This is a genomic window from Streptomyces africanus, from assembly GCF_030816955.1.
GTDB classification, from domain to species: domain Bacteria; phylum Actinomycetota; class Actinomycetes; order Streptomycetales; family Streptomycetaceae; genus Streptomyces; species Streptomyces africanus.
The window spans coordinates 2,347,850-2,361,693 of record NZ_JAUSYP010000001.1; the positions used below are offsets into that span (position 1 = coordinate 2,347,850).

General features: G+C 71.6%; 14 protein-coding genes. 12 read left to right on the top strand and 2 right to left on the bottom strand.

From position 1 onward, the window contains the following. Window positions 1-9: 9 nt before the first annotated feature. Both QF034_RS10925 and QF034_RS10930 read left to right on the top strand, forming a co-directional pair. A complete protein-coding gene (locus tag QF034_RS10925) occupies window positions 10-912 on the top strand; it encodes a TIGR01777 family oxidoreductase (protein ID WP_307174747.1) in 903 nt (300 codons plus the stop codon). A gap of 249 nt (window positions 913-1,161) precedes the next feature. Continuing rightward, window positions 1,162-2,580, top strand: a complete 1,419-nt coding sequence (locus tag QF034_RS10930; RefSeq protein WP_307174748.1) for an NAD(P)/FAD-dependent oxidoreductase — start codon at window positions 1,162-1,164, stop codon at window positions 2,578-2,580. Between the two features lie 89 nt (window positions 2,581-2,669). Here QF034_RS10930 and QF034_RS10935 read toward each other — a convergent pair whose 3' ends face one another. Continuing rightward, window positions 2,670-4,142 carry an NsdA family TPR-like regulatory protein gene (locus QF034_RS10935; protein WP_307174749.1) on the bottom strand — a complete coding sequence of 491 codons (1,473 nt, stop codon included), beginning with the start codon at window positions 4,140-4,142 and terminating at the stop codon, window positions 2,670-2,672. A gap of 238 nt (window positions 4,143-4,380) precedes the next feature. Between QF034_RS10935 and lipB the strand changes: the two genes are divergently transcribed. The 4 genes from lipB (at window position 4,381) to QF034_RS10955 (ending at window position 7,498) form a co-directional block, all read left to right on the top strand. Beyond that, entirely contained in the window at window positions 4,381-5,181 is an 801-nt protein-coding gene (gene lipB, locus QF034_RS10940) for a lipoyl(octanoyl) transferase LipB (protein WP_307174750.1), read from the top strand. Between the two features lie 94 nt (window positions 5,182-5,275). Next, window positions 5,276-6,241: a lipoyl synthase gene (gene lipA, locus QF034_RS10945; RefSeq protein WP_307174751.1), complete on the top strand. Its 966-nt coding sequence runs from the start codon at window positions 5,276-5,278 to the stop codon at window positions 6,239-6,241. A gap of 261 nt (window positions 6,242-6,502) precedes the next feature. Further along, window positions 6,503-6,715, top strand: coding sequence for an SCO2195 family GlnR-regulated protein (locus tag QF034_RS10950; RefSeq protein WP_086564125.1), 213 nt, complete (start codon window positions 6,503-6,505; stop codon window positions 6,713-6,715). Window positions 6,716-6,793: 78 nt separating this feature from the next. After that, a complete protein-coding gene (locus tag QF034_RS10955; protein WP_086564124.1) occupies window positions 6,794-7,498 on the top strand; it encodes a DUF4191 domain-containing protein in 705 nt (234 codons plus the stop codon). Between the two features lie 76 nt (window positions 7,499-7,574). On the opposite strand, the gene QF034_RS10960 is transcribed toward QF034_RS10955, so the two are convergent. After that, window positions 7,575-8,042 carry an RDD family protein gene (locus QF034_RS10960; RefSeq protein ID WP_307174752.1) on the bottom strand — a complete coding sequence of 156 codons (468 nt, stop codon included), beginning with the start codon at window positions 8,040-8,042 and terminating at the stop codon, window positions 7,575-7,577. A gap of 210 nt (window positions 8,043-8,252) precedes the next feature. Between QF034_RS10960 and glnA the strand changes: the two genes are divergently transcribed. From glnA to QF034_RS10990, 6 genes are all read left to right on the top strand, one after another. Continuing rightward, window positions 8,253-9,662: a type I glutamate--ammonia ligase gene (gene glnA / locus QF034_RS10965; RefSeq protein WP_307174753.1), complete on the top strand. Its 1,410-nt coding sequence runs from the start codon at window positions 8,253-8,255 to the stop codon at window positions 9,660-9,662. A 131-nt stretch (window positions 9,663-9,793) separates the two neighbouring features. Continuing rightward, complete coding sequence (locus tag QF034_RS10970; protein ID WP_307174754.1) at window positions 9,794-10,066, top strand: SCO2583/SCO2584 N-terminal domain-containing protein; 273 nt, start codon at window positions 9,794-9,796, stop codon at window positions 10,064-10,066. A gap of 31 nt (window positions 10,067-10,097) precedes the next feature. Then, a complete protein-coding gene (locus tag QF034_RS10975; RefSeq protein ID WP_307174755.1) occupies window positions 10,098-10,469 on the top strand; it encodes a cupin domain-containing protein in 372 nt (123 codons plus the stop codon). 97 nt (window positions 10,470-10,566) lie between these two features. Next, window positions 10,567-11,484 (top strand): zinc metalloprotease HtpX, encoded by a 918-nt coding sequence (htpX, locus tag QF034_RS10980; protein WP_307174756.1) that lies wholly within the window; start codon window positions 10,567-10,569, stop codon window positions 11,482-11,484. A 7-nt stretch (window positions 11,485-11,491) separates the two neighbouring features. Beyond that, window positions 11,492-12,076: a PspA-associated protein PspAB gene (gene pspAB / locus QF034_RS10985; protein WP_307174757.1), complete on the top strand. Its 585-nt coding sequence runs from the start codon at window positions 11,492-11,494 to the stop codon at window positions 12,074-12,076. Between the two features lie 54 nt (window positions 12,077-12,130). Then, a complete protein-coding gene (locus QF034_RS10990; RefSeq protein WP_307174758.1) occupies window positions 12,131-13,771 on the top strand; it encodes an alpha/beta fold hydrolase in 1,641 nt (546 codons plus the stop codon). Window positions 13,772-13,844: the final 73 nt, after the last annotated feature.

Here is a 13,844-nt window from a genome sequence, read left to right on the forward strand (position 1 = left end):
ATGGGGGCCATGGAACGCTCACGAATCGCAGTGGCCGGTGCGTCCGGTCTCATCGGCGGCGCCCTGGTGCGGTCCCTGACCGCGGACGGGCACGACGTGGTGCGCCTCGTGCGCCATGCCCCCAGGGTCGCGGACGAGGTCCGCTGGGACCCCGAGGGCGGGCGCGTGGACGCGGCCGGGCTCGCCGGGTGCGACGCGGTGGTGAACCTGGCCGGTGCGGGGGTCGGCAACCGCCGCTGGACGGACGCCTACAAGCAGCGGATCCGCGACAGCAGGGTGAACGGCACGGCGGCCCTCGCCCGGGCCGTCGCCTCGCTGGACGACAAGGACCGGCCGCGGGTCTTCGTGAACGGCAGCGCCATGGGGTACTACGGCGAGACCGGGGACCGGTCCGTCGACGAGAGCGCGCCGGCGGGCGAGGGCTTCCTGCCCGGGCTGTGCGTGGAGTGGGAGGCCGCGACAGCCCCCGCCCAGGAGGCCGGTGTCCGCACGGTGTTCACCCGGACCGGGCTGGTCGTGTCCCGCGAGGGCGGTGCGTGGGGGCGGCTCTTCCCGCTGTTCCAGGCCGGTCTCGGCGGGCGGATGGGCGACGGGCGGCAGTACTGGTCGTTCATCGCGCTGCACGACGAGGTCGCCGCGATCCGGCATCTGATCGACACCGACGGCCTGTCCGGACCGTTCAACCTCACCGCCCCGAACCCGCTGACGAACCGTGAGATCACGGCGGCGATGGGGCGCGTGCTGCACCGCCCGACGCTGTTCGCGGTGCCCGCGCCCGTCCTGCGGACCGTGCTGGGCGAGATGGCCGGGGATGTGCTCGGCAGCGCCCGGGTCCTGCCGACGCGCCTGCTGGAGTCGGGGTTCCGGTTCGCCTTCCCGGAGATCGAGGGGGCGATCCGGGCGGCGTTGTGACGTACCCCGAGAGCGCCGACCGACCGCCGACCGACCATTCCGAGACAGCCCCTCGCGCCGCACACCAGCCCCCTGTGACCACTTCATGCCCACAAGGAGTCCGTATGCGACCGCTGTGCGACCGTGCCCTGTCGATGCGCGACTCCCCCTGACCGATCACGGCCCTACCCTCGACCAGAACTCGCGTATCCCTGGGGCCTGTTGAGGGCATGACGTCTCCAGCGCCCGCGCAACCTCGAGGAGGGGCACGTGCTTGAGCCCGCTTACCAGGCGGACGTGGTCGTCGTGGGGGCCGGGGTCGCCGGACTCTCGGCCGCGCACCGGCTGACCAGCGCAGGAGTGACGACCATGGTCCTGGAGGCCGCCCTCGGGGTCGGCGGCCGCATGGCGACGGAGAAGGTCGACGGCTTCCGGCTCGACAGAATCGGCCAGTTGCTGTCCACGGCATACCCGGAACTACGGCTGACACCCGGCCTCGGCGCCCTCGCGCTGCGTCCCTTCGCGCCCGGGGTCCTGTTGCACGGCGACGGACGCCACCACCGCGCGGGCGTCCAGGCGGGCACAGGGGGCGCACGGGGCGCACTGCACGCGGTGCGCGCCCTGGCGAGCGCTCCCCGGTCGCCGTCCGCGCCCAGGCCGCCCAGGAGGCCGGTGGCGGTGCCCGGCCGGCAGGTCTCGGTGCCCCGGAGCCGGTCCGGTGCGCCGCTGGGCACGGCAGTCGACCAGGCACGTCTGGGGGCCGCCCTGACCCGGCTGGCGGGCACACCGGCCGAACGGCTGCTGACCCGCCCGGAGCTGCCCGCCGGTGAGGCCCTGGCGGCTCGCGGGCTGCCGGCCCGGACGATCGACGGCTTCCTGCGTCCGCTGCTCGCCGCCCTGCTGTGCGACCCGGACCTGACGACGTCCAGCCGGTGCGCGGACCTCGCGCTGCGGGCCTTCGCACGCGGCCGGCTGTGTCTGCCGGAGGGCGGCGCCGAGGCCCTGCCGGAGCTGCTCGCGAGCACGCTGCCGCCGGGCACCGTGCACACCGGCGTGCGCGTCACCTCCGTGTCCACGACCTCGGTGACCACCGCCGAGCACGGCGAGATCCGCTGCCGGGCGGTACTGGTGGCGACGGGCGCCAGGGCCGCGGCCGAGCTGCTGCCCGGGTTGCGGGTGCCGGAGTTCCATCCGGTGACGGTGGTGCATCACACGACGGACGAGCCGCCGGCGACGGGGGCGTCGCTGTTGCTCGACGCGGACCTCGGTGGGCCGGTCGCGCACACGGCGGTGGTCAGCCACGTCGATCCGTCCCGGGCGCCGGCGGGGCGGGCGTTGGTGTCCTCGACGGTGCTGGGACGGCCGCCGGGGGATGTCGACACGGCTGTGCGGATGCATGTGGCGCGGCTGTACGGGGTGTCGACGGCGCGGTGGGAGACGTTGGCCGTGCACCACACGGCGGAGGCCGTGCCCGCGATGCGGCCGCCGCATGATCTGCGGCGGCCGGTGCGGTTGCTTGCGGGGCTGTATGTGTGCGGGGATCACCGCGATACCAGTACGGTCCAGGGCGCTTTGCATTCTGGGCACCGGGCGTCGGCGGCGATCTTGGCGGATCTCGGGGCGGGGCGGTCTCTGCACATGGCCGACCCGTTGCCGACGCGGCGGGATACGCAGCCGGAAGCGGCCTGAGCGCTTCGTCGGCGAGTGCGGGCGCGTTGTGGCTTGTCGCGCCCACGCGGCGGAGCCGCAAATCGACACAGCCCCGCGCCCCCAAGACCTCACCCCAAGGCCGCCACCTTGTCGCGGTAGCTGCGCACCGGGGCCGCGTCCTTGTACGGCTCCAGCCTTCGCTCGAAGTCCCGCACGTACTCCACCGCCCTTACCGAACGCATCTCAGCGGCCTGGCCGGCGGCCTCCGCCGCGAGCTGGCAGGCCTGGTCGAGTTCGCCCAGGCCCAGGCGGGCCGTGGCGAGGACGACGCGGCAGAACAGGCGGCTGCGGGCGTAGGACGGGGCGCGGAGCTGGAGTGAGCGTTCCGCGTGCTGGGCGGCGGCGCGGAACTGCTGGAGATCCCGGTGGCAGTGCCCGAACTCGTCGGCGAGCTGTGCCTCGTCGAAGAACTTGGCCCAGTACGGGACGTCGTCCCCGGACCGGGCCGTCTCCAGGGCGCGCTCGGCGCGGACCAGTGCGGCCGTGCAGGCCCGCACCTCGCCGAGCACCCCGTGCCCGCGTGCCTCGGAGGCGTGCAGCAGCGCCTGGACGACCGGCGGGGCCGAGGTGCCGACGCCCTGCTGGGCGACGCGCGCGAGCTGCACCGCCTCGCGCCCGTGCCCGAGGTAGACGGCCTGGCGGCTCATGGTGACCAGCACGTACGCCCCGTACGTCCGGTCCCCGGCCGCCTGGGCGAGCCGGAGCGCCTGCACGAAGTAGCGCTGGGCGAGTCCGTGTGCGGCGATGTCGTACGACGTCCAGCCCGCGAGCCGGGTCAGGTCGGCGGCGGCGGCGAACAGCCGGCGGCCGGTCTGCTCGCCGTAGGTGCCGCGCAGCATGGGCTCGCACTCGTGCTCCAGGTAGCGCACGAGGGCCTGGCGGGCGTGACCGCCGCCGTAGGCGTCGTCGAGGGTGCGGAACAGCTCGCCGACGGAGCGCAGGGCGGCGATGTCGCCGGCGGTCACCTTCTGGCCGGGTCCGCGTTCGGCCTGCCCTCGCTGGCGGGGCAGGGACGGCACGCCCTGCTCGGCCGGGGGACGCAGGGCGGGGCGGCCCTGCGCCGGGATCCGGGCGGCGGCCGGCTCGCCCCGGGCCACCTTCTCGTCGGCGCGGCCGATCAGCCAGTCCCGGCTGGGCACGACGAGCCCGGCCGGAGTGAAGGCGATCTTGCGCAGCTCGGCGTGGCTGCCGGAGTCCTTGCGCCACAGCCCGCTGACGATGTCGACGGCCTCCTCGGGGGTGGCGGCGAACTCCAGCCCCGCGTAGACGGGCGCGCAGGCGTCCAGGCCGAGGTCCTGGGCGGTGAGACGGCGGCCCAGGCGCCGGGTGAAGACCTCGGCGATCAGGGCGGGCGTGGTGCCCCTGGGCTGCTGGCCGCGCAGCCACCGGGTGACGGATGTCTTGTCGTATCTCAGATCGAGCCCGTGTTCGAGACCGAGCTGGTCCACGCGACGGGCGAGACCCGCGTTGGAGAACCCCGCTTCTGCGATGAGCGCGGCGAGCTGTCGGTTGGGGGTGCGCTGCGCGGGTCGTTCCGTCATGGTGCGGTGCGGTCTCCTGCCTTCCGGTGCTGGTGATCTGCCGGATTGCCTGTGAGCAGGCCTTTTGGCTTGCTGGACGGCGCGAATGTAGCGGAGAGTAAACACCCCATCACACATTTTCGGGGACATTCATCCGATCGTGTGAGGATTGACCCCAGGACTGACGTGTCCGGGCCGGACGTACAGTGGCTGGGGCGCGATACGTGCCCGACACACCCGTCCTAGGGAGGCGCTTGCCGTGAGTGAGTTGCGGTTCGTCCGCATGGGGTTCGGTGACGAGGCCGTCGAGTACCAGGAGGCGTGGGACGAACAGCGCCGGGTGCACGCGGCGCGCTTCGCCGACGAGGTCCCCGACACCGTGCTGCTCCTGGAGCATCCGCCGGTCTACACGGCCGGACGGCGCACGGCGGACAACGAGCGGCCCCTCGACGGCACGCCGGTCATCGACGTGGACCGCGGCGGCAAGATCACCTGGCACGGCCCCGGCCAGCTGGTCGGCTACCCGATCCAGAAGCTGCCGCGCCCGGTGGACGTCGTGGCGCACGTGCGCCGCCTCGAAGAGGCCCTGATCCGCACCTGCGCGGAGTTCGGCCTGGGGACCACCCGGGTCGAGGGCCGCAGCGGGGTGTGGGTGCTGGGCGACCCGGTCGAACAGCGCCCCGCGCTCGGCGGCCTGGCCCTGGACTTCGACCCGCGGCTGCACGACGAGGAGTTCGACCCGCGCCTGAACGGCCCGGAGTACGCGCCCTCCAACGCGGGCCAGCGCCGCGAGGACCGCAAGATCGCCGCGATCGGCATCCGCGTGGCCAAGGGCGTCACCATGCACGGCTTCTCGCTCAACGTGAACCCGGACAACAAGTGGTTCGACCGGATCATCCCGTGCGGCATCCGTGACGCGGGGGTCGCCTCCCTGGCGAGCGAACTGGGCCGCGACGTGACGATCGAGGAGGTCCTGCCGGTCGTCGAGCGGCATCTGCGGGACGTCCTGGAGAACGCCGAGCTGAAGCCGCGGGAGATCGAGAAGGCGCCGGCGGCATAAAACGGGCCGTGGAGGGGCTGGCACCCACACAGGCATTCAAATCAACGGGCGTACCCTTGAGGACGCCGAAGAATCAAACGCTAGGGAGCCGGTCGTGTCCGCAGTCGCACCCGACGGACGCAAGATGCTGCGCCTGGAGGTCCGCAACAGCCAGACCCCCATCGAGCGCAAGCCCGAGTGGATCAAGACCCGGGCGAAAATGGGCCCCGAGTACACCAAGATGCAGAACCTCGTGAAGAGCGAGGGGCTGCACACGGTCTGCCAGGAAGCCGGCTGCCCCAACATCTACGAGTGCTGGGAGGACCGCGAGGCCACGTTCCTCATCGGCGGCGACCAGTGCACCCGGCGCTGCGACTTCTGCCAGATCGACACCGGCAAGCCCGAGGCGCTCGACCGCGACGAGCCGCGCCGCGTGGGTGAGTCCGTGGTCACCATGGACCTGAACTACGCCACGATCACCGGCGTCGCCCGCGACGACCTGGAGGACGGCGGCGCCTGGCTGTACGCGGAGACGGTCCGCCAGATCCACCGGCAGACGGCGGACCGCGAGGCCGGCCGGACGAAGGTCGAACTGCTCGCGCCCGACTTCAACGCCGTCCCGGAGCAGCTCGCCGAGGTCTTCTCCTCCCGCCCCGAGGTCTTCGCGCACAACGTCGAGACGGTCCCGCGGATCTTCAAGCGGATCCGCCCCGGCTTCCGCTACGAGCGCTCCCTGAAGGTCATCACCGAGGCCCGCGACTACGGCCTCGTCACCAAGTCGAACCTCATCCTCGGCATGGGCGAGACCCGCGAGGAGGTCAGCGAGGCGCTCAAGCAGCTGCACGACGCGGGCTGCGAGCTGGTCACCATCACGCAGTACCTGCGGCCCTCCGTGCGCCACCACCCGGTGGAGCGCTGGGTCAAGCCGCACGAGTTCGTGGAGCTGAAGGAGGAGGCCGAGCAGATCGGCTTCTCCGGTGTGATGTCGGGTCCGCTGGTGCGGTCCTCGTACCGTGCCGGGCGGCTCTACCAGATGGCCATGGAGCAGCGGGACGCGCGCATCGCGGCCCAGGCCGTCTGACGAACCGTCACCGTCCCTGCCCGCCAAGGGGCGAGACAAGCGTGTGAATTCGCGCACAAGACACTACCCGCCGGTAACGGCCGAATGGACGCGGTCCTGACCGTCCTCGCAGATGAGGGCGTATGTCAGGACCGCGTCGGCGTTCCGCGGATCCCCGCCGGGGCTTCATGGGTGTTTGACCGGTCGGACACGCCCTGGTAACACCAATCAGTGACGCTGAACTCACAGCACGTACACCGCTCCCGAGGGGGGACCTGACCCATGCAGGCCGCGCCCGTTCGCGCCACCGCGATTCCGTCTTTCACCACCGCCCTGCGTGCCGTCGAGTCGCTGCTGCTCAGCAGCGGTCAGCGCACCGCCCGCCGCAACGCCTGGACCTCCGTGCTGGAGGACCGCCGTCGCGCCAAGGACCGGGTCGAGGCGCAGCGCGTCCTCGAGCAGTCCGTCTCCCGGTCCGTCTCCGTCCACCCCTGAGCCCGCTCTCCTCCCCCGCGAGCCTCCCCGCGGACACTGCCGTCGGAGGCGCTTGTGGGGCCACGTAGACTTCGTGGCATGGCGAGGAAGGAACCTGCAGCGGACGCTGCGAATCCCGGGCGACTGAAGCAGATCGCCCTGACCTACAAGATGACCCGCAAGGCCGACAAGAAGATCGGTCTTGTACTCGCGGCAGTCGGAATCGTCACCTTCGGTGTCTTCCTCGCGATCGGTTTCTTGATCGGTCACCCCATCTATCTCGGCATCCTGGGCCTCCTGCTCGCCTTCCTCGCGTCGGCGATCGTGTTCGGGCGCCGGGCCGAGCGGGCCGCCTTCGGGCAGATGGAGGGCCAGCCCGGTGCCGCGGCGGCGGTGCTCGACAACATCGGCCGGGGGTGGACGACGACCCCCGCGGTGGCGATGAACCGCAACCAGGACGTGGTGCACCGCGCGGTCGGCAAGGCCGGCATCGTGCTGGTCGCCGAGGGCAACCCGAACCGGGTGAAGTCCCTGCTCGCCGCCGAGAAGAAGAAGATGAACCGCATCGTCGCGGACGTCCCGGTGCACGACCTGGTGGTGGGCACGGGCGAGGGCCAGGTCGAGCTGAAGAAGCTGCGCACGACCATGCTGAAGCTGCCGCGCGTGCTGACCGGCCCCCAGGTCACCGCCACCAACGACCGGCTGCGCGCCCTGGGCGACCTGATGAGCAACATGCCGCTGCCGAAGGGGCCGATGCCCAAGGGCATGCGGATGCCGAGGGGCGGCGGGCCGAAGGCGCGCTGACCGCCTGCACACCACATGAGTGAAGGGGCGGCCGGAGTGATCCGGCCGCCCCTTCACTCATGTCCGTTCGTTCGTGTCAGAGGCGGACCTCGACCGTGCCCGCCAGCCGGTCGTGCAGGCCGCGGCCGTCGCGGTCCCAGATCAGGGCGGGGATCGCGAGGAAGAGCAGGACCGTGCGCAGCACCGCGCGCCACGGGCTGACCCGGCCGGTGTCCAGGGCGACCACCCGCAGGCCGAAGAGCCGCTTGCCCGGCGTGAAGCCGAGCGTACCGACCGTGAGGACCATCAAGGCGAACATGATGAGCGGCGCCCAGATCTGGGCCGCTTCGTTGTAGCTCTGGGTGATGAGACCGTATGCGATCAGGAGGCTCAGGCCCCAGTCCACGGCGAGGGCGCCGAGCCGCCGCCCCGGACGGGCGATCGAGCCGGGCCCCTCCTCGGGCAGACCGAGCTGCTCACCCCGGTATCCGAAGTCGACACCGGCCTCTTCCGCCGCCGCGCGGGGCCCGGAAAGCCACGATCCGAGTGCTTGCCTGTTGTCCACCCGTCCACGGTACTGCGCCCGGAAATGACCAGGGCACGGCGGGGTGCGTCGGGGCTAGGGTGGAAGCCGAGCCGGTTAACTTGTGCGAAACAAATGAGTCACGCCCGAGAAACCACCCGTCCCTAGGGTCGAGGTCAGCGTGTGCCACCCGCACTGGCCGCACGAACGAACTACCACCCCGGCGGGACGGTCGGGAGTAGGAGGAGCTGGATGTTCCAGAACGCCGACGAGGCCAAGAAGTTCATCGCGGACGAGGACGTCAAGTTCGTCGACGTCCGCTTCTGCGACCTGCCGGGCGTGATGCAGCACTTCACGGTGCCTGCTGAGGCGTTCGACGCGGACGAGGAGCTGGCCTTCGACGGCTCGTCCATCCGCGGCTTCCAGGCCATCCACGAGTCCGACATGGCGCTGCGCGCGGACCTGTCGACCGCCCGGGTCGACCCGTTCCGCCGTGACAAGACGCTGAACATCAACTTCTTCATCCACGACCCGATCACGGGCGAGCAGTACTCCCGTGACCCGCGCAACGTGGCGAAGAAGGCCGAGGCCTACCTCGCCTCCACCGGGATCGCCGACACGGCGTACTTCGGCCCCGAGGCCGAGTTCTACGTCTTCGACTCCGTCCGCTTCGCGACCACCGCGAACGAGTCCTTCTACCACATCGACTCCGAGGCCGGCGCCTGGAACACCGGTGCCGTCGAGGACAACCGTGGTTACAAGGTCCGCTACAAGGGCGGCTACTTCCCCGTCCCGCCGGTCGACCACTTCGCCGACCTGCGCGCCGAGATCTCCCTGGAGCTGAACCGGGCCGGCCTGCAGGTCGAGCGCCAGCACCACGAGGTGGGCACCGCCGGCCAGGCCGAGATCAACTACAAGTTCAACACGCTGCTGGCCGCCGCCGACGACCTCCAGCTCTTCAAGTACATCGTGAAGAACGTGGCGTGGAAGAACGGCAAGACGGCGACCTTCATGCCGAAGCCGATCTTCGGTGACAACGGCTCGGGCATGCACGTCCACCAGTCCCTGTGGTCGGGCGGCTCCCCGCTGTTCTACGACGAGGCCGGTTACGCGGGCCTGTCGGACACCGCTCGCTACTACATCGGCGGCATCCTCAAGCACGCCCCGTCGCTGCTGGCCTTCACCAACCCGACGGTGAACTCGTACCACCGTCTGGTCCCGGGCTTCGAGGCGCCCGTGAACCTGGTCTACTCGCAGCGCAACCGCTCCGCGGCCATGCGTATCCCGATCACGGGCTCGAACCCGAAGGCCAAGCGCGTCGAGTTCCGCGCGCCCGACTCCTCCGGCAACCCGTACCTGGCGTTCTCCGCGCTGCTCCTCGCGGGCCTGGACGGCATCAAGAACAAGATCGAGCCGGCCGAGCCGATCGACAAGGACCTCTACGAGCTGGCTCCCGAGGAGCACGCGGGCGTCCCGCAGGTCCCGACCTCGCTCCCGGCCGTCCTCGACTCCCTCGAGGCCGACCACGAGTTCCTCCTCCAGGGCGACGTGTTCACGCCGGACCTGATCGAGACGTGGATCGACTACAAGCGCACGAACGAGATCGCGCCGCTTCAGCTGCGTCCGCACCCGCACGAGTTCGAGCTGTACTTCGACGTGTGATCGACGCCCGAGCCGTGTGATCGACGCCTGATCGAGGCATCACGACCGCGCCTCCGCCGTCCCTACGGGCAGCGGGGGCGCGGTCGTGTGTTCTATTCTGCTGCCAGGACCTCACGGGGGTGGAGCAGGAGATGCCCGAGCACGAACAGGACGGCCAGGAGCGCGAGTTCGACCTCAGATGGGCGGACAGCGCCGAGCACAAGGAGCCCTCGGCGCGGGCCCGGATGCTCGCCGCGCGCTGGAAGCACGACCCGCCCGGGCCCGTGCCCTTCCGTCCCGAGCCCGACCACAGGTCGTCCGGTCGCGGGTCCCGCTCGTCGTGGGTGTCGACGGTCGTGGTGCTCGGCTGCGTGGCCGCGGTGATCGTGCTGCTCGGGTACATCAACTTCCGGCCGCCGTACTAGCCGGCCGCTGTACGAGGGAGCGTCCGGCTACGTGGATGACGGTGTGTACGTGGGCAACGCGGGCCGGGACGCGGCGCTGGACCGGGGATGGCTCCTCGGGCACTTCAAGGGCGTCGGCGATCCGCGGCACAGCGAGGCCGTCGAGGTCAAGTGGGGTGTCCATCCGGCCGGCGACGAGCGGTCGCAGTGGGTGCGGGGCGAGGAGCGGACCGCGCTGCTCGTTCTGATCAGCGGGCGCTTCCGGGTGGAGCTTCCCGGTCGCAGTGTCCTGCTGGAGCGGCAGGGCGACTACGTCGTGTGGGGGCGCGGAGTCGATCACTCCTGGTGCGCCGAGGAGGAGTCGGTGGTGCTGACGGTCCGGTGGCCGTCCGTGCCCGGGTACGCGGTGGCCGCGGGCGGCTGACGCCTTTGCCGGGCCTGGGGGCGATCGCGACCCGTTCATGGGCCGGGCCGGGTGCACACTGGCAGTGGGACGAGTGCGTGACTGCGGGGTGATGCAGATGCACAGCCGTTTCCGGAGCGACCGGCGGTTGACCACCCGTATGGGGATCACGCTGTTCCTGCTCGGGCTGGTGTACGTGGGGTTCGTCGCGGCGTTGATCGTGCTGCTGAAGTCGTGGGTGCTGGTCGTGCTGGTCGCGGCGGCGGTGCTCGGGGCGCAGTACTGGTTCTCGGACCGGGTCGCGCTGTTCGCGATGCACGGGCGGGTCGTGGAGCGGGAGGAGTATCCCGAGCTGCACGGGGTCGTGGACCGGGTGTGCGCCATCGCGGACATGCCCAAGCCGGTGGTGGCCGTGTCCGATATGGACATGCCCAACGCGTTCGCGACCGGGCGGAATGCCGACCATGCCGTGGTCTGTGTGACGACCGGGCTGCTCAGGCGCCTGGAGCCGGCCGAACTGGAGGGCGTGCTGGCGCACGAGCTGTCGCATGTGGCGCACAAGGACGTCGCCGTGATCACGGTCGCCTCGTTCCTCGGTGTGCTCGCCGGGCTGATCGTGCGGTTCGCCTTCTACTCGCAGCTGTTCGGCGGGGGCCGGCGGGACCAGAACACGGCGGTGGTCTTCGCCGCGGTGATGGGCGTCTCGGCGGCCGTGTACGCGCTGAGCTTCCTGCTGATCCGGTCCCTGTCCCGGTACCGGGAGCTGGCCGCGGACCGGGCGGCGGCGCTGCTCACCGGCCGGCCCTCGGCGCTGGCCTCCGCCCTCACCAAGGTGTCGGGGGACATCGCCCGCATCCCGACGAAGGACCTGCGCACGGCCCAGGCCTTCAACGCCTTCTACTTCACTCCGGCGCTGGGCCGCGAGCCCGGTGTCGCGCGGCTCTTCTCGACCCACCCGAGCCTGGAGCAGCGGCTCGACCAGCTGGGCCGGATCTCCGCCGAGCTGGGCGAGGCGACGGCACCCGGAGGGGTGTGAGCGGGGCATGGGGCTGCTGGACATTCTGCTCGGCCGCACGAAGCCGGTCGCGCCGGATCTGGACCGGCTCTTCGCCCTGCCGTCGGCGGCCGTGACACTGGAGGCCGCGGCGGGCTTCACCCCGACCGGGCAGGGCGCGGTGTGCTTCGCCACGGTCGAGGGCGCGGCCTTCGAGCAGACCCACCGCGAGGTGCAGGCGCTGCTGGACGCCGACATCGACCGCGACGGCCCTCCGGTGGAACTGCGGCAGGACGACTACGGCTACTCCTGGCTGGTCTCGCACCGCGCCCCCGACCAGCTGGCCCCGCTCGTGACCGACCTGCACGCCGTGAACAGCCAGATGGAGGTCAACGGCTTCGGCCCCCAGCTCCTGTGCTCCCTGGCCGGGTTCAGGGATCGGTCGGGCAGGCGGCTCGGGCTGGTCTACCTCTACAAGCGCGGCACCTTCTACCCGTTCGCGCCCCTGCCCGGAAAGGCACAGCGGCGTGACAACGCGCTGGAACTCCAGGTACGGGCGGCACTCGCCGAGGACCTGCCGATCGAGCAGGACCTGGGCCGCTGGTTCCCGGTGTGGGGCGCGCCGGGTCTGTGACCGCGCCGGTGTGATCGCCCGTCACCTGGCCCGCGTGCGTGAGTGAATGGCCGTATGAGTGAGCTGATCCCCTTCACGCACACCGTCGACGGCGAACGACTCAGCGGGCTGTCCGGCGGCGCCGGCCCGGGTGAGCCGGCCAGGGCGACCGCCGTCCTGCTGCACGGCGCGGGCAACGGCGGCAAGGAGCGGCTGGTGCCGCTGCTGGAGGAGTTCGCCGCCCACGGCTGCCACGCCCTCGCCTTCGACTTCTCCGGGCACGGGGAGAGCACCGGCCTGCTGCGGGAGCTGAGCCTGCGCCGCCGCTTCGAGCAGGCCGTGTCCGTCATCGACGCGCACGCGCGCGTGGCCGGGCCGCTGGTCCTCGTCGGCTTCAGCATGAGCGGCCAGACGGTGGCCGATCTCGTCCGGCACTACGGGGACCGGGTGGCGGCTCTGGGACTGTGCGCGCCGGCGGTGTACGCGGCTCAGGCGTGGGACGTGGCGTTCGGTGCGGGTGACGGGCGGTTCAGCGAGATCATCCGGCGGCCCGGCAGCTGGCGGGAGTCGCCCGCGCTCGACGTCCTGCGGGGGTACGAGGGGCGGGCGGTGCTCGCGGTGCCGGGCACGGACGAGGTCATCCCGCCCGCAGTGACGGAGGCCGTCTCGGAGGCGCTGGCCCGGCGCGCCCAGTTCACCCACTGGGAACTCCCCGACGCGGAGCACCGGTTGGGCCGGTGGTTCCGTGACCACCCCGGCGACCTGGGGGAGTTCGTCACCAACGTCCTGACCGGGCTCGGCGACCAGGGCTGGACGGCGACCCGCGCGTGGGTGGCCAAGCAGCTCCCGGAAGGCCGTACGGTCGACACGTCCACTTTCCTCACCGGCGGTTGGAGCGCCCAGATGCGGCGGCTCACCCTGGACGACGGCACCGCACTCGCCCTGCGGACCTTCGTGAAGCCCTTCTTCCGGCGGCACGCCCCCGGGCTGCTGGCCCGCGAGGCGGACGTGCTCACCCTGCTGGCCGGGGAGGACGGTGTGCCGGCTCCCGAGCTGACCGGTGTGGACGCCACCGCCGAGCACTGTGACCACCCGTCCCTGCTGATGTCCGAGCTGCCGGGGCGGGTGCGGGTCGACGAGGAGGACCTCGACCGCCGGGTGGACCTGCTGGCGGCGCAGCTCGCCCGGATCCACCGGGTGGTTCCCGTGGAGCGGCCCCGTCCGTATCAGGCGTGGACCTCCCCGGAGCGGGTGCGGGCGCCGGCGGGTGCGATGTGGGAGCGGGCGGTGGACGTGATCCGCCGCGACCCGCCGCCGTACGAGGGCTGCTTCCTGCACCGGGACTACCACCCCGGGAACGTGCTGTTCACGGGCTCGGGAGACGGCTTGCGGATCAGTGGTGTCGTCGACTGGGTGGAGACCTCGTGGGGTCCCGCCGACCTGGACGCCGCCCACTGCTCGACCGCCCTGGCGCTGCTGTACGGCCCGGAGTACGGCCTCGGTTTCCGGGAGCACTACGCGGCGCACGGCGGCCACCGACTCGCCGACGGGCCGGACCACCTGTACTGGCGGCTGCTCGACGCCCTGGCCTACGTCCCCGACGCGGCGAAGCTGGCGGGCCCGTGGCGGGAGCTGGGCCGGACCGATCTGACGCCGGAGGTGCTGGGCGGACGGCTGGAGGCGTATGTGGCGGGGCTGCTGGAGCGGTACGCCTGAGCCGGGCAGTCGACGGCCGATTGTCAGTGGCGTTCGCGATGATGCAGTCGGGTCGGAGGGACGTGACGGAAGG